Origin of the sequence: Humidesulfovibrio sp. (assembly GCF_030689645.1) — a bacterium.
GTDB lineage: Bacteria > Desulfobacterota > Desulfovibrionia > Desulfovibrionales > Desulfovibrionaceae > Humidesulfovibrio.
The window spans coordinates 253,852-277,858 of the sequence record NZ_JAUYFU010000048.1; the positions used below are offsets into that span (position 1 = coordinate 253,852).

General features: G+C 61.9%; 19 protein-coding genes. 5 read left to right on the forward strand and 14 right to left on the reverse strand.

Annotated features, from left to right (window positions below; translation table 11 throughout):
* Positions 1-103: 103 nt before the first annotated feature.
* The 5 genes from ybeY to Q8O35_RS08090 all read right to left on the reverse strand — a co-directional run bounded on the left by ybeY (position 104) and on the right by Q8O35_RS08090 (position 4,342).
* Positions 104-562 (reverse strand): rRNA maturation RNase YbeY, encoded by a 459-nt coding sequence (gene ybeY / locus Q8O35_RS08070; RefSeq protein ID WP_305572130.1) that lies wholly within the window; start codon positions 560-562, stop codon positions 104-106.
* Positions 559-1,620 (reverse strand): PhoH family protein, encoded by a 1,062-nt coding sequence (locus Q8O35_RS08075; protein WP_305572131.1) that lies wholly within the window; start codon positions 1,618-1,620, stop codon positions 559-561. The genes ybeY and Q8O35_RS08075 overlap by 4 nt, the downstream gene beginning before the upstream one ends.
* Before the next feature lie 48 nt (positions 1,621-1,668).
* Positions 1,669-2,778: an SO_0444 family Cu/Zn efflux transporter gene (locus Q8O35_RS08080; RefSeq protein WP_305572132.1), complete on the reverse strand. Its 1,110-nt coding sequence runs from the start codon at positions 2,776-2,778 to the stop codon at positions 1,669-1,671.
* A 69-nt stretch (positions 2,779-2,847) separates the two neighbouring features.
* A complete protein-coding gene (locus Q8O35_RS08085) occupies positions 2,848-3,222 on the reverse strand; it encodes a metalloregulator ArsR/SmtB family transcription factor (RefSeq protein WP_305572133.1) in 375 nt (124 codons plus the stop codon).
* A gap of 37 nt (positions 3,223-3,259) precedes the next feature.
* Entirely contained in the window at positions 3,260-4,342 is a 1,083-nt protein-coding gene (locus tag Q8O35_RS08090) for a hypothetical protein (protein ID WP_305572134.1), read from the reverse strand.
* A gap of 387 nt (positions 4,343-4,729) precedes the next feature.
* On the opposite strand from Q8O35_RS08090, the gene Q8O35_RS08095 reads away from it, so the two are divergent.
* Positions 4,730-5,722: a diguanylate cyclase gene (locus Q8O35_RS08095; RefSeq protein WP_305572135.1), complete on the forward strand. Its 993-nt coding sequence runs from the start codon at positions 4,730-4,732 to the stop codon at positions 5,720-5,722.
* Here the strand turns inward: Q8O35_RS08095 and Q8O35_RS08100 are convergent.
* The 4 genes from Q8O35_RS08100 to Q8O35_RS08115 form a co-directional block, all read right to left on the reverse strand.
* Positions 5,719-7,365 (reverse strand): glycosyltransferase, encoded by a 1,647-nt coding sequence (locus Q8O35_RS08100; protein ID WP_305572136.1) that lies wholly within the window; start codon positions 7,363-7,365, stop codon positions 5,719-5,721. The genes Q8O35_RS08095 and Q8O35_RS08100 overlap by 4 nt on opposite strands.
* Positions 7,366-7,413: 48 nt before the next feature.
* A complete protein-coding gene (locus tag Q8O35_RS08105) occupies positions 7,414-8,157 on the reverse strand; it encodes an MBL fold metallo-hydrolase (RefSeq protein WP_305572137.1) in 744 nt (247 codons plus the stop codon).
* Positions 8,158-8,219: 62 nt separating this feature from the next.
* Positions 8,220-9,896 carry an energy-dependent translational throttle protein EttA gene (gene ettA, locus Q8O35_RS08110; protein ID WP_305572138.1) on the reverse strand — a complete coding sequence of 559 codons (1,677 nt, stop codon included), beginning with the start codon at positions 9,894-9,896 and terminating at the stop codon, positions 8,220-8,222.
* 69 nt (positions 9,897-9,965) lie between these two features.
* A complete protein-coding gene (locus tag Q8O35_RS08115) occupies positions 9,966-11,459 on the reverse strand; it encodes a 30S ribosomal protein S1 (protein ID WP_305572139.1) in 1,494 nt (497 codons plus the stop codon).
* Between the two features lie 195 nt (positions 11,460-11,654).
* Between Q8O35_RS08115 and Q8O35_RS08120 the strand changes: the two genes are divergently transcribed.
* From Q8O35_RS08120 to Q8O35_RS08135, 4 genes are all read left to right on the forward strand, one after another.
* On the forward strand, positions 11,655-11,942 hold the full coding sequence (locus Q8O35_RS08120) for a hypothetical protein (protein ID WP_305572140.1): 288 nt from the start codon (positions 11,655-11,657) through the stop codon (positions 11,940-11,942).
* Positions 11,943-12,143: 201 nt separating this feature from the next.
* Entirely contained in the window at positions 12,144-13,562 is a 1,419-nt protein-coding gene (locus tag Q8O35_RS08125) for a biotin carboxylase N-terminal domain-containing protein (protein WP_305572141.1), read from the forward strand.
* An 18-nt stretch (positions 13,563-13,580) separates the two neighbouring features.
* Complete coding sequence (locus Q8O35_RS08130; RefSeq protein ID WP_305572142.1) at positions 13,581-15,833, forward strand: acetyl-CoA carboxylase carboxyl transferase subunit alpha/beta; 2,253 nt, start codon at positions 13,581-13,583, stop codon at positions 15,831-15,833.
* A 177-nt stretch (positions 15,834-16,010) separates the two neighbouring features.
* The gene (locus Q8O35_RS08135) at positions 16,011-18,365 is read left to right on the forward strand and encodes a bifunctional diguanylate cyclase/phosphodiesterase (protein ID WP_305572143.1); all 2,355 of its coding nucleotides are present in this window, start codon (positions 16,011-16,013) and stop codon (positions 18,363-18,365) included.
* A gap of 57 nt (positions 18,366-18,422) precedes the next feature.
* Here the strand turns inward: Q8O35_RS08135 and Q8O35_RS08140 are convergent, their stop codons facing one another.
* The 5 genes from Q8O35_RS08140 to dnaX all read right to left on the reverse strand — a co-directional run bounded on the left by Q8O35_RS08140 (position 18,423) and on the right by dnaX (position 24,007).
* A complete protein-coding gene (locus tag Q8O35_RS08140) occupies positions 18,423-18,929 on the reverse strand; it encodes a ferritin (protein WP_305572144.1) in 507 nt (168 codons plus the stop codon).
* Between the two features lie 110 nt (positions 18,930-19,039).
* On the reverse strand, positions 19,040-21,229 hold the full coding sequence (locus Q8O35_RS08145) for an ATP-dependent RecD-like DNA helicase (RefSeq protein WP_305572145.1): 2,190 nt from the start codon (positions 21,227-21,229) through the stop codon (positions 19,040-19,042).
* Positions 21,230-21,236: 7 nt separating this feature from the next.
* Complete coding sequence (gene recR, locus Q8O35_RS08150) at positions 21,237-21,842, reverse strand: recombination mediator RecR (RefSeq protein WP_305572194.1); 606 nt, start codon at positions 21,840-21,842, stop codon at positions 21,237-21,239.
* 10 nt (positions 21,843-21,852) lie between these two features.
* Positions 21,853-22,164, reverse strand: a complete 312-nt coding sequence (locus tag Q8O35_RS08155; protein ID WP_305572146.1) for a YbaB/EbfC family nucleoid-associated protein — start codon at positions 22,162-22,164, stop codon at positions 21,853-21,855.
* A gap of 64 nt (positions 22,165-22,228) precedes the next feature.
* On the reverse strand, positions 22,229-24,007 hold the full coding sequence (gene dnaX / locus Q8O35_RS08160) for a DNA polymerase III subunit gamma/tau (RefSeq protein ID WP_305572147.1): 1,779 nt from the start codon (positions 24,005-24,007) through the stop codon (positions 22,229-22,231).

Below are 24,007 nucleotides of genomic sequence, written 5' to 3' on the forward strand. Positions count from 1 at the left end.
ACCGCCTGGGGGCGATTGGTGCGATATTGGTGCGAACTTTGTATTTTGCCCAACGGGGCGGAGGATGTAAAGAGGCAGAGCGGAAACCGGCCCAATCGCCCGGTCACAGATCCACGTAAAGCTCCGGCGAGCAGGCGCAGGACACTGCGAGATTCGTCAGGGTGTCCATCTCCACGCCGTGGTCATGCCCGGCCAGGTGCAGGATGCCGTGGGCGAGCAGGCGCGCAAGATGCTCCTGCGGATCCTGGCCGTACAGGAACGCCTCGCGCGCCAGAGTCTCCACGGACAGAAACAGCGCGCCCAGCTCCTCCGGCCGATCCGGGTCGCCTTCGGGGAAGCTCAGGATGTTTGTCGGCCCCTTGCACCCCAGAAACTTGGCGTTGAGGGCGGCCACGCCCGCATCATCCACAAGAGTGAGGGACAGGCGGCAGCCGCGAAGGCCCAACACCAGAAGCAGCGTGTCCACCAGGGCGAGCACCTCGCGCCGGGCCAGGGGGAAGCGCGGATCCAGGGTGGCGGGCGGGGTGATGAAGTCCAGGGTGATCCCGGAGGCGCGGATCATTTCTTGGCCCCGGATTTCGCTGCCGCCTTAGGCGCGGGCTTGTCTTCTGGCTGCGCTTCGGACACGGCGCCGGGCTTGGTCTCGCCCTTGGCCTCGCGCTGGCTGCGTTCGTAGGCATGCACGATGCGCCCAACCAGCGGATGGCGGATGACGTCCTCCTCGTGGAAAGCCACGAATCGGATACCCTGCACGCCTTGCAAAATCCTGTGCGCCTCCACCAGGCCAGAACGGGTGTGGCTGGGCAGGTCTATCTGGGTCACATCGCCGGTGACCACGCAGCGCGAGCCGAAGCCCAGCCGCGTGAGGAACATCTTCATCTGCTCGGGGGTGGTGTTCTGGGCCTCGTCAAGGATGACAAAGGCGTCGTTCAGGGTGCGGCCGCGCATGAAGGCCAAAGGGGCCACCTCGATGACGCCGGTTTCCAGCATGTCCTGCACGCGGGCGAAGTCCAGCATGTCGTGCAAGGCGTCGTACAGGGGGCGCAAGTAGGGGTTGACCTTCTCGGCCAGGTCGCCGGGCAGGAAGCCCAGCTTCTCGCCAGCCTCCACTGCGGGCCGGGCCAGCACGATGCGTTTCACCTCGCGCCGCATGAGGGAGGAGACGGCCAGGGCCACGGCGAGATACGTCTTGCCCGTGCCTGCGGGGCCGATGCCGAACACGAGATCGTTCTGGCGGATGGCCTCAAGGTAGTCGCGCTGGCTGATGGTCTTGGGCGCGATGGTTTTCTTGGGCGAGGCCACGTAGACCGTGTCCTGAAAGATGCGGCGAATGTCCGAGCCGGGTTCGCGGAGCAGAATGCGCCAGGCGCAGTCCACGTCCTGCGGATGCACCTGCCTGCCCTCGCGAAACAACCCGTAGAGCTGCGTCAGCACACTGGCGCACACTTCAACGAGGTCAGGCTCCCCCGTGAGGGTGCAAGCCGCCCCCCTGGTTTCGATGACCACTCCGCTCTTTTCCGTAAGCAGCGCCAAGTTGGCTCCCTGGGGGCCAAAGAGCTTGTTGGCCAGCCCCGAATCCTGGAACTCCAGTTTGCGGGTGGACCCGCCCTTCATGCTCATGCCGTGCGCCTGCCTCCGTTGATTGCTCGTTGTCTTTGGCTACAGCAATCAGCCCTGAGCCGCAAGACCGGTCGCGTGACCATGCCCCCTGCGACGTTGCTCAAAAAATGCTCGAAAGATGAGCGCCAGCAACAGAAGAGCGGAGACAACACCAACCCAGTGCGGCAACGTCTCGGTAACAGCGCCAAGCACCGCGTGGAGATCGAACCCAAGGGCTGTGTAGATGCGGTTTGCCAGGAATCCGAAAAACAGTGAGCACACGGCGATGGACGCCACGTATACCGCCGTTATGGCAGGGCCGAAACTGCGGGTCATAACCGTGATGGTTGTCGCATTGGTGGCCGGGCCGGAGAGCAGGAACACAAGAGCCGCGCCGGGCGATAGCCCCTTCAATATCAGTGAGGCAGCGATGGGTGTTGAACTGGACGCGCACACGTACATGGGGATGCCCACAAGAAGCATGGCCAGCATGGACGTGAACTCGCCGCCGAGAACGCCCAGGAAGAAATCCGGAGGCACAAGCAGCGAGATGGCCCCGGCGACGAGAATGCCAATGAGCAGCCAGCCGCCGACATCGGCCAGCATTTCGCCAAAGGCGTCGCCAAGACCGCCGCGCAGACGCTGAAACAAGCCGGGTCGCACATGGCTGAAGTCGGCGACACCGCAAGCAGCAGTCCCGCACGAACCGCCACAGCATCCTCCGGCTGCCGCAGAACCAGCAGAAATGGCCGGAACCATGCGCACCGGCAATAGATTTGCCGCAAGCCCGGCCACCGTGGCAGTAAGAAACGCGGACACAGGCCGCAGCACTGTCATCATCGGGTCGATCATGGCCCAAGTTATGGCCAGAGAATCAACCCCCGTCTCAGGTGTGGAGATCATGAAAGCCGTTGTGGCTCCCGGCCCTGCCCCCTGGCGGCGCAAACCCAAAGCCGTTGGAACAACTCCGCATGAGCACAAGGGCAGCGGCACTCCAATGAGCGCCGCCTTGAGTACCGAAAGCGGACCGCGCCCCCCCAAATGCCGCGACAACCAAGTGTCTGGCAACAGGGCCTTGAGCAGACCTGCGACGAAAAAACCAAAAAGGACGAAAGGGGCGGCCTCGCACAGTACGGACCAACACTCCAACATAAAATCTTGTAGAATCTGAGGTATCATTCCAGCTCCTTCCATTCATTCAAACGTGTGAGCAACTATTCACTGAATGCGACAAAAAAAAGGGGGGGGCTATTCCAAAATATGTTGCAGCCCTTGGGCAATCAGGCTGTGCACATGGCTGTCATCCAGCGAATAAAACACGTTCTTGCCCTCTTTGCGCGCCTTTACCAGTTTTGCCGTGCGCAACAGCCGGAGCTGATGCGAAATGGCCGAAGAAGTGATATTCAGTGCCGCCGCAATGTCGCAAACGCACAACTCCCCAAGGGTCAGGGCATGCAGTATTCTCACGCGGGTCCGATCACCCAGGAGGCTGAAGATTTCGGCCAGATCTGCCGCCGCGTCGTCATCCAGCAACGCCCCTTGGACCTGCGCTACACGCTCGTGATGGATGCACGTCTTTTCGCAGACGTCAAACTGTCCGAGATCATCTGAACGAGTGCTCATACATGCAGCCTATCCCCAGCCAAGCAATCTGTCAAGGCTATTGCTTGGCCGTGGCCTCGGTGAGCAGCGTCACGTTGCTCTTGGTGAAGAATCCGTCAAAACCCTCATACCGCTGAATGTATTCATTGACGATGAGCGTCTGTGCCGAGGGTCGGCTGAAGGTCTGCTTGAGCCCATCCTCCCGCGACCCGACGAGCTCCAGAAGAAACTCCATGCCTTGAGCCTTGAGGCTGGCAAAGGTGTTCTCAATGCTCTCGGTGCGGAACGCCAGATGGTGGATGCGCCGCCCGTAGTTCTGGATGAACTTCTCGGTGGGGCCTTCCTCTCCTGCTGCAGCATCGCCTAGACCGGAGGTGATGACCATGGCGTATGGCTCATTCGCCAGACGCGCCACATTGGTGATGGAATTCAAATTGTCGACGTACACCGCCATGGCGAATTCATAATCAGTCAACTCCAGGAACTCGACAATGGCGTCGTCACGGTCCTTCGCCCGCACGCGCACCGAGGCGTGGTCGAATACCCCGATATCCTTCAGGTGAAAGTACTCTGGCTTGCGCAGGCACCACCCGCCTGCGCGCACCAAGCTGGACACGTGGCGGCGCTCACCATGCAACCACTGCACAAATCCGAACGACAGGGCGCTGTAGGCCGATGGAACAGTCTGAATGAACAGCGAGGCGTCGGAGCGGACGATATCCTCAGTGAGAAAGCGCACGCCGCGTTTTTTCTGAATAGCTACGAAGCGTTCCAGGTCTCGACAGGCAAAGACCATGGCCTCAACCCTTGTTCCAGGCAGGTGTGCGGACTTGGGTCCAAGGGGTTCCCCGGCAAAGGGCTGGGTGCCGCTGGTGCGTGTGCGAAAGAGAAAGTCCGCAGAGCCTGGCATGGACAACACACACCCCTGCCCGTCATCGAACTGCAGGGAGGTTGCAAAGTCATAGCCCGTGGTGTTCAAAAATTCAGATGCCGCACCCTTGAGGCGATCAGGCTCTACAGAGACCATGACGATTTCTAGTCCGCCCACAAGGCCAGACAACCCAAGGGCCACCCGTTCTTGCCGAACGCGCTCCACACGGGCGCGCAACGCCGAATCGTCGTTACGAAACATCTCAACCATGGCGTATCCTCCAGTTCTGCCGCAAGCCAGCCAATAGTCATTAACACCCTGCACCTGGGCAACGTTTAGGTCAAGATCACGTATCGCGTTGACACAGCCCTGAACCGAGACTACTGACTACGTAGAACGTTACCTCCGCAACTGTGCTAAAAAAGGGTGGCGACGATGAATGTCCCATACCGACCTTTAGGAAATTGCTGTGTAGGCCTCAAGAAAATCCTGCAACGCTCCTCCCAGACGCCGATAGCGCCGGAGCAGTGGGAAGCCTTGAGCTATGAATGTGGCCAGGAGGTATACTCCGAGGCTCTGTATTGCCTCACCCGGTTGGAATTGCCGCCAAAGAAGGCGCGCGAAAGCCTATTTGCCATACTTGAGCACCAGAGTAATATGAGCGTGCAACTGAAGCGCAACGTCAGCCTCATCACCGCCACCAGCGATTACTTTGCCAACATCCAGCCATTGGTGCGAGACCCTGTCCTGGTGGAAGTGCGACTGCTTCAGCAAAAGGAAGAATGCGCTTTCCGTGACGATCTCACAGGACTTCTCAACAGACGGTCCTTCAACCAAGAACTCCCCCGCGAGATGGAGCGGTTCCGGCGCTTTGGGCAGGTATTCTCCCTGCTCATGCTCGACCTCGATCATTTCAAGACATTTAACGACACCCATGGACATCTGGCAGGAGACCAGGCCCTGTGCGACGTGGCGCGCATCCTTATCGACACTGCCCGGCTGTATGACCGGGTGGTGCGCTACGGCGGCGAGGAGTTCGCCATTATCCTACCACAAACGAACTGTGACGAGGCAATGATTGTTGCCGAGCGCATCCGCGAATCCATGGAGCGCCACCGCATGCACTACGCGGGACAAGATGTGGGCGTCATCACAGTAAGCATAGGACTGGCAGTTTTTCCAAAAGACGCCATGGACATGGCTGGGCTCGTGCAATGCGCAGACCTCGCGCTGTATCAGGCCAAGGAACTGCGCAACTGCGTGCGGCGGTTCCACGACCACAAGCGCAACCATAGGCGTTATTCGTTGAACACCCCCCTGCCCTTGCGCATGGTGACAGAACAACAAGACAAGTTAGAAGCCAACGCCCTAGACATCAGCTTTGGCGGGCTTTCCTGCAGTTCCGATGCCCCCCTGCCCACCTCAACCCTGCTGAGCCTCGTGCTCTCCGATGCTGCGGGATCAATTCACCTGCCACTTCAAGCCGAGGTTCGGCGTGTGCGCAGGGCGCAAGACACAAGCTACCACCTTGGCCTATCGTTCCGGCTCAATGGCGTGGAAGATCAGATTAAGCTCATGACTCTGCTGGAAGGACGCCTGAACATCTCCCCGCAGTCCGGACCCTCTGGGCCCAATCCGCCCAGCGCTTAAGCCTTGAAGACAAGCCCGCCCAAACGCTCCATCTTCAGCAACAGGTCTCGTTCCAGAATAGCCTCGCCCTGCTCACGCACACGCAGCAAATCGTCTGCCGAGTGTTTGGTGATGAGCTTGTGCGTGTTGGCGGTCGCGTTGCCAAGATCAGCGGCCGTGCGTTCCGCAGCAGCACCGCTGCGACGTTTATGCCGCACGGACAAGTGCCCCTGATAGGCGGCGAAGCCGCCCGCCAGCCCCAGGCGCAGGTCGCGCTCAAGGTCGTCATACTGCGAGGGAGAAAAACGAATGTCGAAGCCGCCGGTCTTGTCGAGGTCCGCCTCGCGCAACAGGTGGCAACAGCCCGTAACGCTGACGCAAGGCCGCAAGTAGCAGAACTGGCCCAGGTCCGGCTGGCCTTGATGCAAGGAGGACAGCGCCAGAGGCTGGTCAGTGGATGGGGCCGGGGTCAGGTCTACGCTCTGGGCCACCAGCGGATTGGCCTCGTCCACCACCCGGCAGCCCCAAACCGAGGCCTCCGGGCATGCGGCCAGCCCGGCGCCCAAGCGCAGCAGCCAGTCTGGGGGCAAGGTCACGTCATCATCCAAAAAAACCAGATACGGGCAGCGGCGCACTTCGGGAAGCGACAGCAGCCAGTTGCGTGCGGCCGGCGCGCCCACGTTTACAGGCAGGCGCAGCACAGTGAGTCGCTCACCAAGACGATCACGCCACTGCGCCAACACGCTCGGAGTATCGTCCGTGCTGCCGTTGTCCAGCACCCATACGCGGGCTTCGCCATTACCCAGTGTCAGATCGGAGGCGGCCAGGGAGGCCAGGGTCTCCTCCAGCTCACGGGCCTTGTTCCATGTGTAGAGCAGAATGGCGACGGGGCCAGGCAAAGGTGCAAGGGCCTGATGCAGTCCGCGTTCCAGGTCGTGCAGGCGCAGCCACTGGCTCACGCGCCAGGGAGAACGCGTCAGGCTCTGCCGCAACACCTGCCGGGCGTCGTCAGCGCGGCCCATAACAAGCAGGCACTCTGCGCGCGGGCCCGTGTCGTCCACAAAGGACGCCAGAGCGGAGGCGTTGAGGCTGGCCAAAGCGCCGTAGACGTCCCCCCTTGCCAGGAGGGCATGGGCCGCGAAACGCTGACGCACAGGGGCCAGAGTGCGCGGCCAAGCGCCCTCGGCCAGCAATGCGTCTACAAGGGCCCAATCCGCCTGCGGCCAAGCCAAATTCCAGGCGGAGAATTTCCAGAACAGATTCTTCGGCTCCGCTTCAAGGCCCTGAAGCGTTAGGTTGCGGCGCTCGTCGAAGTTAGCGGAGTTCCACCACGCATCATCCTGCGCGGGGGGGGCCCAGAAGTGCGCCAAGGCCTTCAGGACATCGGCAAGGGGCTGCGGGAGGGTCGGCCCGCCCGGAGCCTGCGTAGCGAGCAGCAACATGGCCAGGGAGCCATCAAGAGGTGCTTCGGCAAAAGCCGCCAAGCGCACCTCCTGAAACAGAGACAGCAAAGACGCACGGGAAGCGGCATCGACGGCGGCAAGGCTGGTCAGCTGGCGCGCCACGGACAACAGATGCTCGCGCCCGACAGAACCATGAAGCAGCAACCGACGTACCGGCGCCGGGAGTTCTTTCCAGGGCAACGGGACGCTGGCAACGGTCATGGGGCCTCCGGTGGTGAGGCCGGGCAGGACAGCCCGGCCAGGTCGGGTCTACTTCATGGGGCGGATGCGCGTTTCGACGCCGGGGATATCCTTGAGCCGGGCCTGCACCTGAATCATGTCAGTCTCACCGGTGTGGTAGGGATACAAAATCTTGGGTTGGATCAGCTTCGCAGCCTCCACCAGCATGTCTATGGTCATGGTGTAGGGCAGGTTCACAGGCAGGAAGGCCACATCAACGCCCTTGAGTTCCGCCATCTCAGGAACAACCTCGGTGTCGCCCGCGACGTAGATGCGCGTGGAGCCAAAGTGAAGAACATAGCCGTTGCCAGCGCCGCGCGGGTGAAAAGGCTCTCCAGGGGAGCGCATGTGCTCGCGGTTGTAAGCGGGCACAGCGTCAACGCGGATGCCGAGGAAGGTCTTGGAGTCGCCGTTTTTGAGCACTACGGCACCGCTGAGCGGTCCGGAGGCCTTGAGAGAAGCGACGAAGAGCGTGCCCTCCTTGCGGACGGCCTCGATGGCGCCCGTGTCCAGATGGTCGCGGTGTTCGTGGGTGACGAGGACCAGATCGGCCTTGGGCAGGCTCGAATAGTCCGCCTGTGCGGACCAGGGGTCGAGGTGGATGATCTTGCCCTGCCACTCAAGCATCAGGGTGCCGTGGCCCAGAAAGGTGATGGCGACGTCTCCCGCGTCGGTGCGGATGACATCCGAAGGTTTTTTGTATTGGGCCAAGCCCAAGGCCGGAAGCAGCAGAACCAGGGCGAGAACACAGACGGTCAGAAGCTTCTTGCGCATCATCGCCTCCCTGTGCGTAAACCGGGACGGGGAAATCCCCGCCCCGGAATTATCAAACTCTCTTAACGCGTCAGGTGCCGGTACTTGATGCGGTGCGGCTGTTCGGCGGCAGCGCCAAGACGGGCCTTGCGGTCGGCCTCGTACTCGCTCCAGTTGCCCTCGTACAGGCTCACCTGGGAATCGCCCTCGAAGGCCAGGATGTGCGTGGCGATGCGGTCCAGGAACCAGCGGTCGTGGCTGATGACCAGCACGCAGCCCGCGAAGTTCACCAATGCGTCTTCCAGGGCGCGCATGGTGTTCACGTCCAGGTCGTTGGTGGGCTCGTCAAGGAGCAGCACGTTGGCGCCCTCGCGCAGGAGCGAGGCCAGGTGCACGCGGTTTCTCTCGCCGCCGGAGAGGAGGCCGACCTTCTTCTGCTGGTCCGAACCGGTGATGTTGAACTTGCCGATGTACGCCCGCGCATTGACCTCGCGGTTGCCCAGCTTCATTATGTCGTTTCCGCCGGAGATGACCTCATACACGGTCTTGTCGGCGTCCATGGAGCGGTCCTGGTCCACGTAGGCCAGCTGCACGGTCTCGCCCAGGCGCAGGGTGCCCTCGTCCGGGGTCTCCTTGCCGGTGATCATGCGGAACAGCGTTGTCTTGCCCGCGCCGTTGGGGCCGATGATGCCCACGATGGCTCCCGGCGGCAGGTTGAAGTCGATGCCGTCCACCAACAAATTGTCGCCAAAGGCCTTTTTGACGCCCTTGGCCTCGATGACCACATTGCCCAGGCGCGGACCGGCGGGGATGAAAATCTCCAGCTCCGGGGCCAGCTTTTCGTTCTCCTGGGAAAGCAGGTTCTCGTAGGCGCTGATGCGCGCCTTGCCCTTGGCGTGGCGGCCGCGCGGACTCATGCGGATCCATTCAAGCTCGCGGGCAAGGGTCTTCTGGCGCTCGGTTTCGGACTTCTCCTCCTGGTTCAGACGCTGCTGCTTCTGTTCCAGCCAGGAGGAATAGTTGCCCTGCCAGGGGATGCCCCGGCCACGGTCCAGCTCAAGAATCCAGCCAGCTACGTTGTCCAGGAAGTAGCGGTCGTGGGTAACGGCGATGACAGTGCCAGCATACTGCTGCAGGTGGTGCTCCAGCCAAGCCACGGATTCCGCGTCCAGGTGGTTGGTGGGCTCGTCGAGCAGCAGGATGTCCGGCTTCTGCAAAAGCAGGCGGCACAGGGCCACGCGGCGTTTTTCGCCACCAGAGATGACGCTCACGGGCGTGTCGCCAGGGGGACAGCGCAAGGCGTCCATGGCCATCTCGAGCCTGCTGTCCAGGTCCCAGGCGTCCAGGGCGTCCAGCTTCTCCTGCACGGCCGCCTGGCGGTCGATGAGCTTCTGCATCTCGTCGTCGCTCATGGGATCGGCAAATTTCTCGTTGATGCGCTCGAACTCGGCGAGCAGGTCAACGGTCTCCTGGGCGGCCTCGGCCACCACCTCGCGAACGGTTTTGGTCTCGTCGAGGCGGGGCTCCTGCTCCAGCAGCCCGATGCTGTATCCAGGGGAAGGGGCGATTTCGCCCTGGAAGTCAGTGTCCACACCGGCCAAAATGCGCAAGAGCGAGCTCTTGCCCGAACCGTTAAGGCCCAGGACGCCTATCTTGGCGCCATAGAAGTACGACAGCGAGATATCTTTCAACACCTGACGCTTGTCGTAAAACTTGCTCACGCGCATCATGCTGTAAATAATCTTGTAAGGTTCGGCCATGCCGGTCTTTTCTCCTGCTCTTTTAATGAAAGCGGGCCGGTATTACCCGGCCCTCTTTGTTTGCGTTCGCTATTTCTTGGTTTTCAGCGCCAGGGCCAGCTTTTCGCCCAAGAGCCCCATGGGCTTCTCAGCGGGCTTGCTTGGTTTGGCATAACTCTTCCAGTCGGAATTCTCTCGTCCGCCTCCGCCGCCGCCTTCGTTCTGCGAACCGGCGCGAACCTCAAGGGGAGACAAGGCGATGCGGCGTTCGGCCGCGCGCAAGTCCTCCACCACCAGGGTGACGCTGTCGCCCGGCTGGAGCTTGTCGAACTGCTTGGGGTCAACGGCCACGGCCATGCGAGACTTGGGCAGGAGCGCGGTGATGCCGGGCTCCAGGCTCACGAAGATGCCGAAGGTCTCGCGCTTCTCCACGGTGCCGGTGACCTGGGTGCCGGGAGCGTACTTGGCCGCAACCTCAACCCAGGGATCGCCCTCGGCGTCCTTCAGGGACAGGGAGATGCGGCGCTTGACCAGATCGATCTCCTTGATGACCACGGAAACGACGTCGCCGGGGCTCAGGAGGTCGGAGGGCTTGTTGATGCGCTTCTTGTAGCTCATCTCGCTCACGTGGATGAGGCCATCCACGCCGGGCAGAAGCTCCACAAAGGCGCCGAAGTCGGCCAGGCGAACCACCTTGCCGGTGGCCTTCTCGCCGTCCTTCAACTGGCCAGCGATGTCGGCCCAGGGGTCGCTCATGGTCTGCTTGCGCGAAAGGGAGATCTTCATCTGGCCGGGCTTCTTGCCAGGCTCGACGCCAAGAACCTTCACGCGGATCTTTTCGCCCACGCTCACGGCCTCGTCCGGCTTGCTCACGCGGGTGAAGCCAAGCTCGCTCACGTGGACCATGCCTTCAAGGCCCGGGGCCAGCTCAACAAAAGCGCCGAAGTCGGTCAGGCGAACCACGGTGCCTTCCACTTCATCGCCGGGATTGATGGCGGCGAGGAATTCCTCGGTTGCCGCCTGGCGCTCGCGTTCGATGAGAGCGCGGCGGGAAACAACTATGTTGCGGCCCCGTTCCTCCAGCTTGGCGATAAGGAAGGGATACGTGTTGCCGACGTAGGCTTCGGTGTTCTCCACAAAGCGGGCGTCGATCTGGCTCACGGGGCAGAATGCCCGGCGTCCCATGATCTCGACGGAGAAGCCGCCCTTGCAGGTCTCCTTCACCTTGCCGTCCACGGGCAGGCCCGCGTCCTTGGCGCTTTGGAGCATCTCGTACCCGCCAGCGCCAGCCAGGGCGCGGGAGAGGACGATCTCGCTACGGGTCTTGGAGACCACGTAGAGGTCGATGCTTTCGCCTTCCTTGTGGGGGAAGTTGCCCTCAGCGTCCAGGAGCTCCTTCTTGTCGGCCACACCGTCGATCTTGGTGCCGGTGTCGAAGTAGACGCTCTCCGCGCCGATGCTAATGATGCGGGCGGAAATCTTGTCGCCCAAGTTCAAGGGCTCGCCCTGTCCCGCATAGCTGGCCTCGAAGAGTTCGGCGAAGCTCTGCTCCTGATCCCCGGTGTTCTGTGCCTGATCCGTCATCTGCTGCTCCTGTGCGATGTTCCGCGAAGATATTGGCGGCAATGAGCCGCCTGGGGCGTGTATTAACGAAGGCAGCGCGCTTGTCAAACAAAGAGGGCGCTTTTTCGTACCCGCCCTAAAGTTTTTTAAGGATTTGCCGATAGGACACGATGAAAGCGTTGTCTTACCCTGCGGCGTAAAGGAGGTGGTCACGGCATGTCAATCGATTCCATCGGCGGGCTGTCCACCGCCTACGACAAGAGCACTATCGGTGCTCAGGTGGTCAGCTCCACCCTGGACACAATGAACGGCCAGAGATCCGGCAACAATTTCGCCATCACCGACAAAGAAAGCTTTGGGGCCGCCGTCGTCTCCAAGACTTTCGACTACATGAACAGCGGCGACAGCCCTGGTTCAGACATGGCCCAGACTTACGACTTCAACAAGGCCATCCTTGGCGGCCACGCGGCCAGCCTGGGAGCCATCACCGACATCAACATCTAAACGACGCCGATCGATCAAGACAACGCCCCGAGGGAAGCCCCGCCGCAAGCACACGCGGTGGGGTCTTTCCTTGCCTCTTTGCGGCCTGCTTCAAGGCCCCGCCAATACAGGACCAGCCCGGTCCACTTGCCAGAAGGCTTAAGAACGGCTAAAGGGCGCTGTCCAACTCCCACCACGAACATCATACAGGAACACCACAACGTGAGCAGGGACCAGCACAAAGTACTCATCGCCAACCGGGGCGAAATCGCCGTGCGCATCATGCAGTCGTGCCGCGATCTCAACCTGGCTTTCGTCGCCGTCTACACCAAGGAAGACGCCGCCTCTGGTCACGTGGCACTCGCACGTGAACTGGGCGGCGAAGAAGCCCTGGTGCGCATCCACAACTATCTTGACGCGGGCGACATCCTGTCCGCAGCCGATGCCAAGGGCGCAACGGCCATCCACCCCGGCTACGGGTTCTTCTCGGAGAACTACCGTTTTGCCCGGCGCGTGGTTGAACGCTCCCGCCCCATGCACTTCATCGGACCGTCCTGGCGCGTCATCCGCGACCTGGGCGACAAGATCAACACCAAGCGCCTTGCGCGCTCCCTCGGCGTGCCCACGGTGCCGGGCAGCGACCGCGCCATCTATGACGAGATGGAGGCCGAAACCATCGCCCAGCAGCTCTTCGACTACCAGGAGAAGCAAGGCGTGGCCCGGCCCATGGTGCTCGTCAAGGCCAGCGCCGGCGGCGGCGGCATGGGCATCGACGAAGTCCACAACATGAACCGCTTCCGCCAGACGTACCGGCGCATCCGCAACTACTCCCAGCGCCAGTTCAACGACCCAGGCGTGCTCATCGAGCAGCGGATCTTCAACTACAACCACCTTGAAGTGCAGATCGTTTCCGCCCGCGGCGGCGATGATCCCGTGCACTTCGGCACGCGAAACTGCTCCGTGCAGAGCCCAGGCCGCCAGAAGCGCATCGAGACCGCACCGGGATTCTTCCCTGAAGGCCTCTCCTACAGCTTCGACGCCCGCAAGGTCATGGACGACATCGTGCGCCATTCGCTGTCCATCGCCCGCGAGATCAAGTACGACAACGTGGGCACCTGGGAATGGATCGTGACGCCCAAGGGCGATCCCTTCCTGATGGAAGTGAATACACGCATCCAGGTTGAGAACGGCGTTTCCGCCGCCATCGCCCGCATCAAGGGGCAGGACGGCGTGAACCTCATTCGCGAACAGATCCGCCTGGGCCTGGGCGAACCCATGGGGTACAGCCAGGACGACGTCTCCTTCGGCGGCGTTGGCATTGAGTACCGCATCATCGCCGAGGACACGCAGAACCGCTTCGCACCCTGGACCGGACGAATCGAAAAGATCGCCTGGCAGCAGCAGGACTGGCTCAAGATGCACACACATGTGCCCAAGGATCGCCCCTACCAGATCCCCACGGAATACGACCCGAACCTGGCGCTGGCCATCATTTGGGGCAAGGATCTGGAGGAAGCCAAGGCGCGCGGCGCAGCCTTTCTGGACGACTTTGTCCTCGAAGGTGTTGACGCCCAGGGTGTGGCCCTTAAATCTAACATCGCCTTCCTGCGCGAGAAAACCAAGGATCTGCTGGAATTCTAGCCAGCCAGGGACGGCCGCATGGATATTGAAAAAAGTCTCGAATCACTCACGCAGCGCGTGGCCTACGCCCGCGACATCATGGGCGCGCGCGTCAGCGAACGCCTGGAAGCCGTCAGCCAGGACATCATAAGTCTGGGCCAGAGGGCCGACAGCCTGAGCATTGAAGAGTCCATCGACAAGACGCAGGAACTCTCGCGACGGCTGACCGCGCTTGAGGATGACCTGGACGGCCTGCTCACGCCCATGGACAAGGTGCGCATCGTGCGGCACCCGCAACGCGTCTGTCTCAAGGACATCCTGGAGAACGTCTACGACAACTACACCGAGATCGGCGGGCGAGACGAAGTGTCCATCGACCCCGGCATGCTCATCGCCAGGGCGTACATAACCCGCCGCGTGGGCAAGCGCGTCATCCACCATCCGGTCATGGTGGTTGGCCAGGAAAAGGGTCATGGCCAGGAGTTCCGCAACGGCGGGTCCATTAAGCCCTGGGGCAACGCCAAGGCCCTAAAATACATGAAGGTCGCGGCTCGGGAGAACATCCCCATCCACGCCTACGTGTCCACGCCGGGCGCATACCCTGTTGAGGACTACCCTGGCGCGGCTCAGCAGATCGCCGAGAACATTTATGAAATGGCCGGGCTCGACGTGCCCATTGTGGCCATCTTCTCCGAAGGCGGCAGCGGCGGCGCCGAGGCCATCGCCCTTGCGGACAAACGTCTGATGTTTTCGCACGGCTACTATTCCGTCATCTCCCCCGAAGGCGCAGCCGCCATCGAATGCAACTTCCACGGCCTGACCCGCGCAACCCCGGAACTCATCGGCCAATGCGCCAAGCACCAGCAGATCACCGCCCAGGACAACCTGCGCAACGGCTATATCGACGGCATTTTGCAGGAACCGCCCCTCGGCGCGAGAAACGAGCACTTCGACTTCTTCAAGCAACTGCGGGCCTCGGTCATCCGCGCCACGGACGAAGTGGTTGTCGGCGTGCAGAGCGTAAGCCTGCTGCGCCGTCTGGCTATGCGCGGCTCCAAACGTAAGCAGGTGGGCGAGGACGTCATCGTTCGCTGGGAAATGGATCCGGCTGACCGCGAATTGCTGGTCTGGCGGCGCTACCAGAAGTACCGCAAGATGTCCCGCCAGGCTTACATCGACAAGCGCGGCATCTTTGAGCGCCTGGGCGCTAAGCACATGGAGTTTTTGTTCTCCATCTACTCCACGGTGCGCTACGAGATACTCAAGCATTACCAGAAGAAAATCGCGCGCATGGCTACGGATGTCACCGACGAGATCCATGTGGTCACCAGCAAAATGGACCGCATGACTTGCCAGGCCATGGAGATGCTGGGCATTCCACAGTGGGGCGGCAGCGGCGACGAATCCGCCCTCACCTGCCTTTCCGAGCCGACCCGAGACACAGGCAAGTCTGGCGGCCCGGCCTATGTGAGCCCTAAATCCCTGGACGACCGCGAAGTATCCTGCCCGCACGCCGCCACACGCGGCTGCCTGGACATCTGGACTCGCGATCTGTTCGGCGAATTCGCAGGCGTGTGCCCCAACTGCGGCTATCACTTTCCCATGGAATACCAGTGGTACATGGCCAACGTGTTCGACCGCAGCAGCGTGCGCGAATTCAACCAGTCCATCGCCGCCGGCAACCCCACAGGCTTCCCCAAGTTCGACGAGCGCATCCAGAAGGCCAAGGAGACGACGCATCTGCAGTCTTCCTGCGTCACCTTCAACGCCAGCATCCGCGGCATCCGGCTCACCTGCGGCATGCTTGTGGCCAACTTCCGCGGCGGCACCGTAGGTTCGGCAGAGGGCGAAAAGCTCATCCGGGCCCTGGACTTGGCGAGAAAACGCCACCAGCCCTTCCTGGCTTATGTGCACGGCACCGCAGGCATCCGCATCCAGGAGGGCGTCAACGGCCTCATCCAGATGCCCCGCGTGACCCTGGCCGTGCGCCGCTACATTGAAGAGGGCGGCCTGTACATCGTGCTTTACGACACCAACTCCTACGCTGGTCCGGTGGCCAGCTTCCTCGGCTGCTCGCCCTACCAGTACGCGGTCCGCAGCTCGCGCATCGGCTTTGCTGGTCCCGGCGTCATCCGAGAGACCACGGGCATGGACATTCCCCCTGACTACCACAGCGCGTACAAGGCGCTGTCGCGCGGGCACATCCAGGATATCTGGGACCGCCGCGATGTTCGCGCCAACATGCACCAGGCCTTCCTGACCATGGGCGGACGCAACTTATACTACCGCTAGCCACGCATCCAAGAAGAACAGCAAAAGCCCGGCAGGAGTTGAATCCTGCCGGGCTTTTTTGCGTCCTGCGGACAATCATGACCCACCCGTAACCTCTTCGTCACACGGATCACTTCTCTTTCACATAACGTTCGCTCAAGGCACCCCACAAGGCTGCATCCAAAATGAGGTCAAACAATGCTCAAGACCGCGCTGAAGAATTTTTGCTCCAACGCCCTGCACACCCGCTTCAACACGCGCCGGAAAAGCGTTCCACCGCCACCAAGCCGTTTGCGCGAGCTGTTGCATGGCGGGCAAAACTTCGACATCATGCTCATTAACGTTCGGGACTTTGCACTATTAAAAGAGCTTTACGGTTCTGAGCTGTCACAGGAAATTGAGGTACAGCTCACCACGATATTGCGCAGGGCCGTTACCGAACGCCTGCACATCGTGCCAACCTGCATGCCGCTTGAACCCGGCGAGTACCTGCTCTGCTGGCCCACGCGCGGCGGCGATACTCGCTCCCAACATGATACGGCCTATGAAATCAAGCTGGTGGCCCAACATGAAGCCAACGCCTACCTGTTGCGATGGGCTGGGCGAGAGCTGGACCTTGGATTCGGCTGCGCCAGGCACCTGAACTCCCCAGCGGATTCCGCCACCAACCCAGAATCCAGGCTGTTCCGGGCCGTTGGTGACGCTCGGCTGCGCGCAAGGATGCGCGTGGATTTGAGTCAGCTGTCCCTTTCCTCTGAATTCAACGCCATCCTGAACGAAGGGACCCTTAACGCCCTGTTCCAGCCAATCGCAGACTTCTCCAACGGCACCATATTGGCATGGGAGGCCCTTACGCGTGGCCCCAAAGGAAGCGCTTTCCAGTCCCCCGCGATGCTCTTCGACTTCGCCGAGCAAAGCGGCAAGCTTTTTGCGCTTGAGCGCCTGTGCCGGGAGAAAGCCATCCGCAGCCTGGGCAACATCAACCAGGGGCAAAAATTGTTTCTGAACATCCACCCGAAAACAATGGCCGACCCGGAATTCACACACGGCAAGACCCTGGAATTACTGAACGAGGTCGGCCTCGCGCCGGAAAATATCGTTTTCGAGATCACCGAGCGACACAGCATTCAGGAATTCGCTTTGTTTCACCGCACCCTCGACCACTATCGCAGCCAAGGTTATCTGGTCGCCGTGGATGACGCCGGTGCCGGCTATTCCGGCCTCACCAGCGTGGCGCAGATTCGACCGGAGTACATCAAAGTCGATATGTCGCTCATCCAAGGCATCGACAAAGACCCGGTGAAGCGCGCGCTCATTGAGACCTTCGTCACTTTCGCGGACAAGATCGGGTCCAAGATCATCGCCGAAGGCATCGAATCACAGGCCCAAGCCGCTTGCCTCATCGACATCGGTGTGCACTACGGACAGGGATACTACCTGGCGCGGCCAACAACGCCAAAGCCACCACTTTCTATGGACACGACCTACCTGCGCAAGTCTCAGGAGCAGACACGCATCAACACCTCCTGCCTCATGCCCATCGGGAACCTTATCGAGGCTGCCCAAACCCGCCTTCAGGGCACTCTGGTGCCCGACGCCCAGCACAGTTTCGAGATCAATCGCCAGCAGGCCAGCATCGTGGTTGTCGACCAGGACCGGGAGACTCCCGTGGGGCTCATCATGGAGTATCAGCTCAACCGCCAACTTTCCGCACAGTATGGCGCGGCCCTCTACTCCAAGCGTCCCATAGACGCCATCATGGACAGGCACCCGCTCATTGTGGACGAGACCACGGCGGTGGAGCAAACGGCCAAATCAGCCATGCTGCGCGAGAATATCAAAGCCTACGACGACATCATCGTGACGCGTCAGGGCAAGGTGCTGGGGATCGTCACCGTGCAGCGACTTCTGAACACTCTGGCCCATGTGCAGGTGGAAATGGCCAAGGGCACCAACCCGCTTACCGGGCTGCCTGGCAACGTGAACCTGGAGCGCGAGGTGGAGGCAGGCATCTGTTCAGGCAAACGGTTCTCCATCGCCTACGCCGATCTGGACAACTTCAAGGTCTACAACGACACCTATGGTTTCAAGAATGGCGACCGCGTCATAAAGCTCGCAGCAGAAATTCTTGACCACGCGGTACGCCGCTATGGCGATGCCTCGGACAAGCTCTTCCACATCGGCGGCGACGACTTCGTGCTGCTCACCAAGCCGGAGAACGTGGAGCGCATCTGCCAGTCCGCCACGCGCTGCTTCAAGCGAATCATCCGCACCTGCTACAGCCCTGAGGACCGCCAACGTGGCGAGGTCGTGGCAACCGGACGCGACGGCGTAGAGCGCTCCTACCCCCTGGTATCGCTTTCAATCGGTATTCTGGAGATTGACGGGCAATGCACCCTGCTGGAAATTGGTGAACGAGCCGCCCACGTCAAGAAATACGCCAAGTCCATGCCCGGCAACGTCTACGCCTGGGACCGTCGCCCCCCCCTGGGCACTCAACCAGTGGGGCAAGACAGCTCACCTGCGTACGACAATCCTGAAGCTGCGGCATAGGCCCAAAAAAAGGGGCGCCAGAAGCGCCCCTTTTGCATTCGAACAACTGCTGCGCCCCTAGGCTGCGGCAGGCGGGACAAAGACGCGGGCAGCCAGTTCGCGGTCGAGCATGAACAGCCCGCCGCCATCGCCCACCAGCTTCAGCTGGTTCACCGTGTCCCCGAAGTTGGACTCCTCCTCCACCTGTTCGGTGACGAACCATTGCAGGAAGATGGCCGAGGCGTGGTCGTTCTCTTTCTGGGCCAGGGTCACAAGGTCGTTGATGCGCTTGGTGACAACAAACTCGTGGTTCAGGGCGAACTCAAAGGCTGCCAGCGGCGATTTCCAGGTGTTCCCCGGAGCCTCGATGGCCTGGAGCATGACACGCCCCCCCTTCTCGTTCACGTAGTCGAACATCTTGCGCGCGTGAAACTGCTCCTCTTGAAACTGCACGTCCATCCAATTGGCAAAGCCTTTCAGGCCAAGGTTCTGGAAGTAGGCGGAGAGGGACAGGTACAAATACGCAGAGTAATACTCCCACTTGATCTGGTCGTTGAAGGCCTTTTCCATCTTCTTGCTCAACATGGCGCGTCTCCTTTTCGAGTGAGGATAGGTAGCGTTCTTACTGGGCCATTTTCAGTACATACGCACTTGGCATGCGGTTGTGAAGGGCGGATAGAGAGAAAAACCGCGTGCTAGCCCAGGAGGTTGCCTTTGAAGATATGACGTATGCGGTGCTGCAGATGCGTCATGCGCTGGCCGGATGTGATGTTGGAGAGTCCCATGGTGAGCGCCTTTTCCGAACCGATGAACACGGCCAGACTGCGAGCGCGGGTAAGGGCGGTATAGAGCAGGTTGCGCATGAGCAGCACATAGTGCTGCGTAACGACGGGCACCACGATTGCTGGGTATTCGCAGCCCTGGGATTTGTGCACGCTGACGGCATAGGCCAGGGTCAGGTCCTCAAGCTCGGTGGCGTCAAAGGCCACCAGGTTGCCGTCGAAGTCCACGGAAAGCGAACCCTCTTCCGGGTCAACCTCATGCACCCAGCCCAGGTCGCCGTTGAACACGTCCTTGTCGTAATTATTGCGCAGCTGCAAAACGCGGTCGCCGGGGCGGAAGGTGGCGTAGCCACGCTTGAGCTCCAGCCCCCGCTTGGGGTTCAGGCGCTCCTGCAAGAGATTATTAAGGGCGCTGGTGCCCACCTCGCCTTTATGCATGGGGGTCAGCACCTGCACATCGCGCAGGGGGTTCAGGCCATAGCGCTCCGGAATGCGCTGGCAGACCATCTCCAGGATCATCTCCTGCACCTTGATTGGGTTGTCCTGCGGAATCCAGAAGAAGTCGGCTTCGGGCGGCTCCTTGTCGCTCGCAACGGGGAACTTCCCCGCGTTGAAGCGGTGGGCGTTGACGACAATGGAACTTTCCTGGGCCTGGCGGAAGATGTGCGTCAGCACGGCCTTGGGCACGTCGCCGCTGTTGATGAGATCGGCCAGGACGTTGCCCGCGCCGACGGACGGCAACTGGTTCACGTCACCCACCAGGATGAGGCGGCAGGTGACGGGCAACGCACGCAAGAGCGCCAGAAACAGTCCGGCGTCCAGCATGGACACCTCGTCCACCAGCAGCACCTCGGCTTGAAGCTTCTGGTCCTCGCAGTGGTAAAAGCCGTGCTCTGGAGAATACAGCAGCAGGCGGTGCAAGGTTTGAGCGGGCTCGCCCGTGGCCTCGGAAAGACGCTTGGCGGCCCTGCCCGTGGGCGCGGCCAACCGCACCTTGAGCTTCAACTGGGTAAGGGCGGCCACAATGGCCCGAGTGATTGTGGTCTTGCCGGTGCCGGGGCCGCCGGTGATGATGAACACCTTATTCACGCATGCCTCGAACACCGCCTCGCGCTGCTCGCGGGAGAGGTCGAAGCCCAGCGCCGCCTCGATCTTGGGCAGGGCCTGCTGCACCTTGGAGCGCGATACGGGCGAGGGGTGGCTCACCAGCCCGAAGAGCCGCTGGGATATCTCGCGCTCGGCCCGGTAGCTGCTCATGAGGAACACGGCGCGTGTGACGCCCTGCTCCGGCAGGTCCTCAATGTGCACACGTTTCTTGCGCTCAAGGGACTCAAGCCCTTCCTCAAGCAGCGTCACGTTGTCGAGGCCGAGCATGCGCGAGCATTCCTTGAATAGCTGCTCCTCCGGGCAAAACATGTGCCCCCCGCGGTCGCCTTGGGAGATGAGCACATAGCCCAGCGCCGCCTCGACACGCTCCGGCGCGTCCTCGGCAAAGCCGAGTTTTAGGGCCATGGTGTCCGCCGTGCGGAAGCCGATGCCCCGGATGAGGTAGGCCAGTTCGTAGGGATTGGCCCGCAGCTTTTCCTCGCTCTGGGCGCCGTAAAGCTTGAATATGCGCGAGGCGTATGTGGGCGGCACCTCGTGGCTGTGCAGGAAAACGATGAGGCTCTTGATCTCGCGCTGGGTGCGCCAGGACTCGACCATGCCTTCAAGCTTCTTCTTGGTGATGACCTTGAGCTTCAGCAGGCGGTCCGGGTCTGTGTCCAGAATGTCGAGCACTGCCACGCCGAACTGTTTGACCAGCGCTTCGGCGGTTTTTTCGCCCACGCCCTTCAAGGAACTCTTGAGGAAGCGCACCACCCCGTGTTCGGTGGCCGGATAGGTCTGCTTGAAGCTGCTGACCTCCAACTGACGACCGAACTTGGGGTGGTTCTTCCACTCCCCTTCCATCTCCAGAAACTCGCCGGGCTGCAACTGCCCAAGACAGCCCACCACGGTGATGATGCCTGGCTCGTTCTTGGCGCGCACGCGTGCCACCGCATACCCATTCTCCGGGTTGTGGTAGACCACGGACTGCACCTCGGCCTTTATGGAGGCAGGCATGGCCGGGTCACACCGCCTGGCGGTGCATGAGGGATTGGCGCAAGGTTTCGCGGTCCATATACTTCACCTCCGCCCCCATGGGGATGCCCTGGGCCAGGCGCGAAACGCCGATGCCCGGGTAGCCCTGGGCCACCATATTCTTGATGTGGGAGGCAGTGCTCTCGGCGTCCAAAGTGGAGCCAAGGGCCAGGATCAACTCGTGCACCTGGCCGGAATCCAACCTGCGACGCAGGAGATCGAACTCCAGCACCTGCGGCCCCACTCCGTCCAAGGGCGACAAAAGTCCGCCCAGCACAAGATACAGGCCCCGGTACAGGCCCATTTCCTCAAGGGCCAGCAGCGAATCCCACTCCGAAACCACACAGAGCTGCTCGCGGTTGCGGGTCTCGTCGGCGCAGATGGGGCAGGGATCGCTCTCGGCCAGGCTGGCGCAGGTGCCGCACAGGCACAGGCGCTCGCGCAGGGTAAGGATGGCGCGCCCAACCCCCTCGGCCTGCTCGCGAGGGAACTTGAGCAGAGCCAAAGCCGCGCGCAAGGCGGACTTTGGCCCCAGCCCAGGCAATTTTGCAAGATGCTCGGCAACCTCGCGCAGGGGTCCGGGCAGCCGATCTATGGACATGGCTTTAGAACATGCCGGGGATCTTGAAGCCCCCGGTGATCTTGCCCATCTCCTCTTCCATCATCGTCTTGGCCTTCTTCAGCGCATCGGTGATTGCGGCCAGCACCAGATCCTGGAGCATCTCCACATCGCCAGCCTCAACAACGCTCTTGTCGATGACCACGGACACGATCTGCTGCCCTCCTGTGGCGCGAACAGTGACCATGCCGCCGCCAGCGGTGCCTTCAACCTCGCGGGTCTTGAGCTCTTCCTGAACCGTGGTCATTTTTTTCTGCATCTGCTGGGCCTGACGCAGCATATCCTGCATTCCGCGCATAAGTTCCTCCGAATTGTTGCATAGGGGTTGATACGGCGCGAAGTGCGCGCCGGGAAAGATCTGCTTAGCGTCCGCGCGGATACACCAGGGCAGGGTCGCGGCACTCAAAGGTTTCGCGCACGCGCTGAACAACCGGATGCTCCTGCATTTCGCGCTGGATGATGCCCTCACTCTTTACGGGCTCGCGGTCAAGGCAGTTGAACGCCACCGAGGATTCCGGCCCGAAATACTCCATCACCAGCCGCTGTAGCCGCAGGTAGTTGTCGCCCTTGTCCATCATGCCGCTGTGGGTCTCGTTGTGGCAGGACAAGGTCAGCACGCCGCCGCAGAACTCGCCGCGGGCCTGGCTCAAGCCGGTGACAAAACCGTTGCCATTCTTGCCCGCCACGAACTCCAGGAAGCCCTCCCAGTTGCGCCCACCGCCACCGGCATATGAAGCCGAGGACTCGGAGGCGTGCGGTGCGGGTTGCGGTGCAGCCGCTACAGGGCGACTGACTGGTTCAGGCTCGGCCACCCTGCCCTGCCCGGCAACGGGAGCTTCCGGGGCGGCCTGGGCAGCCAGGTCGGGCGCAGGCGCTGGCCTGGCCTCGACCGGCGGCTTCGGGGCAGGCTCGCTGGCCTGCACTGGGGAAGCCTTAGGCGGGGCCGCAGGCGGCGGCTGCGTGGAAGGCGTGCGCGGGGCGCTGCCTCCGCCGGTGACTGGCCGTGGGGCCGCGCCCTGTGAGCTGGAGCCGCCAAGCGCGGACAGGGGCAGCAGGTCCGGCAGGCAGGCCAAGTTCAGCAAAAGAAGCTCCAGGGCCTGTGCGGGCTCCAGGCTCTTGATGACGCGCTGCTGGCCGTCCAGGGTCATCTGCCAGCAGGCGTGGATGTGCGCAGGCGAAAAGCGCCCGGCCCACTCCGTCCACTGGGCCGCCTCCTCTGCGGGCAGGCCCAGCTCAGGCACTATGGCCTCGCCAGCCTGGCGCAGCAAGAACATGTTCCGCCAGCAGCCCGAAAGTTCGCGCAGGAAGAACCCAAGGTCCAGGCCCTGGTCCAGCACGCCGCGCAGGGTGCGCGACAGAAGCGGCAGGTCACGCCCGGCAATGGCCTCCATGAGGGCGAAAAACACCTCCTGGCCCGCCAAGCCGAGGCAGGCCCGGACTTCGCTCTCCACCAATGTTCCGGCGCTGTAGGCCAGCGCCTGACCCAAAAGCGAGATGCTGTCGCGCACGCTGCCCGCGCCGCGCCGGGCGATGATGCGCACAGCCCCGGCCTCGTATTGCAGACCCTCGGCCTGGAGAATCTTCTCCAAGTGCGCGGCAAGCTCGGCCTGGGGCAGCATCTTGAACACATAGTGCTGGCAGCGCGACAAAATGGTGGCGGGGAATTTGTGGGCTTCCGTGGAGGCCAGGATGAAGGTGACGCGGGCGGGCGGCTCCTCCAAGGTCTTCAGAAGCGCGTTGAAGGCCGCTGTTGAGAGCATGTGCGCTTCGTCGATGATGAAGACCTTGAAGCGGCCCTCAAGGGGCGCGTAGCCCACGTCCTCTTTCAGGGCGCGCACGTCGCCCACGCCGCCGTGGCTGGCCGCGTCGATCTCGATGATGTCAACGGCGCTGCCAGCGTTGGCCTGCCTGCACAGGCGGCACTCGTTGCAGGGCTCGGCAGCCGGGGCCTTTTCGCAATTGAGCGCCTTGGCGAAGATGCGGGCGATGGTGGTCTTGCCCACGCCGCGGGTGCCGCTGAACATGTAGGCCGGTGCGATCTTGCCCGTGGCCGAGGCGCGGCTGAGGATGGCCTTCACCGCATCCTGGCCGGCGACTTCGGCGAAGCGGCGTGGCCTGTACTTGGCGGTGAGGCTGGACAT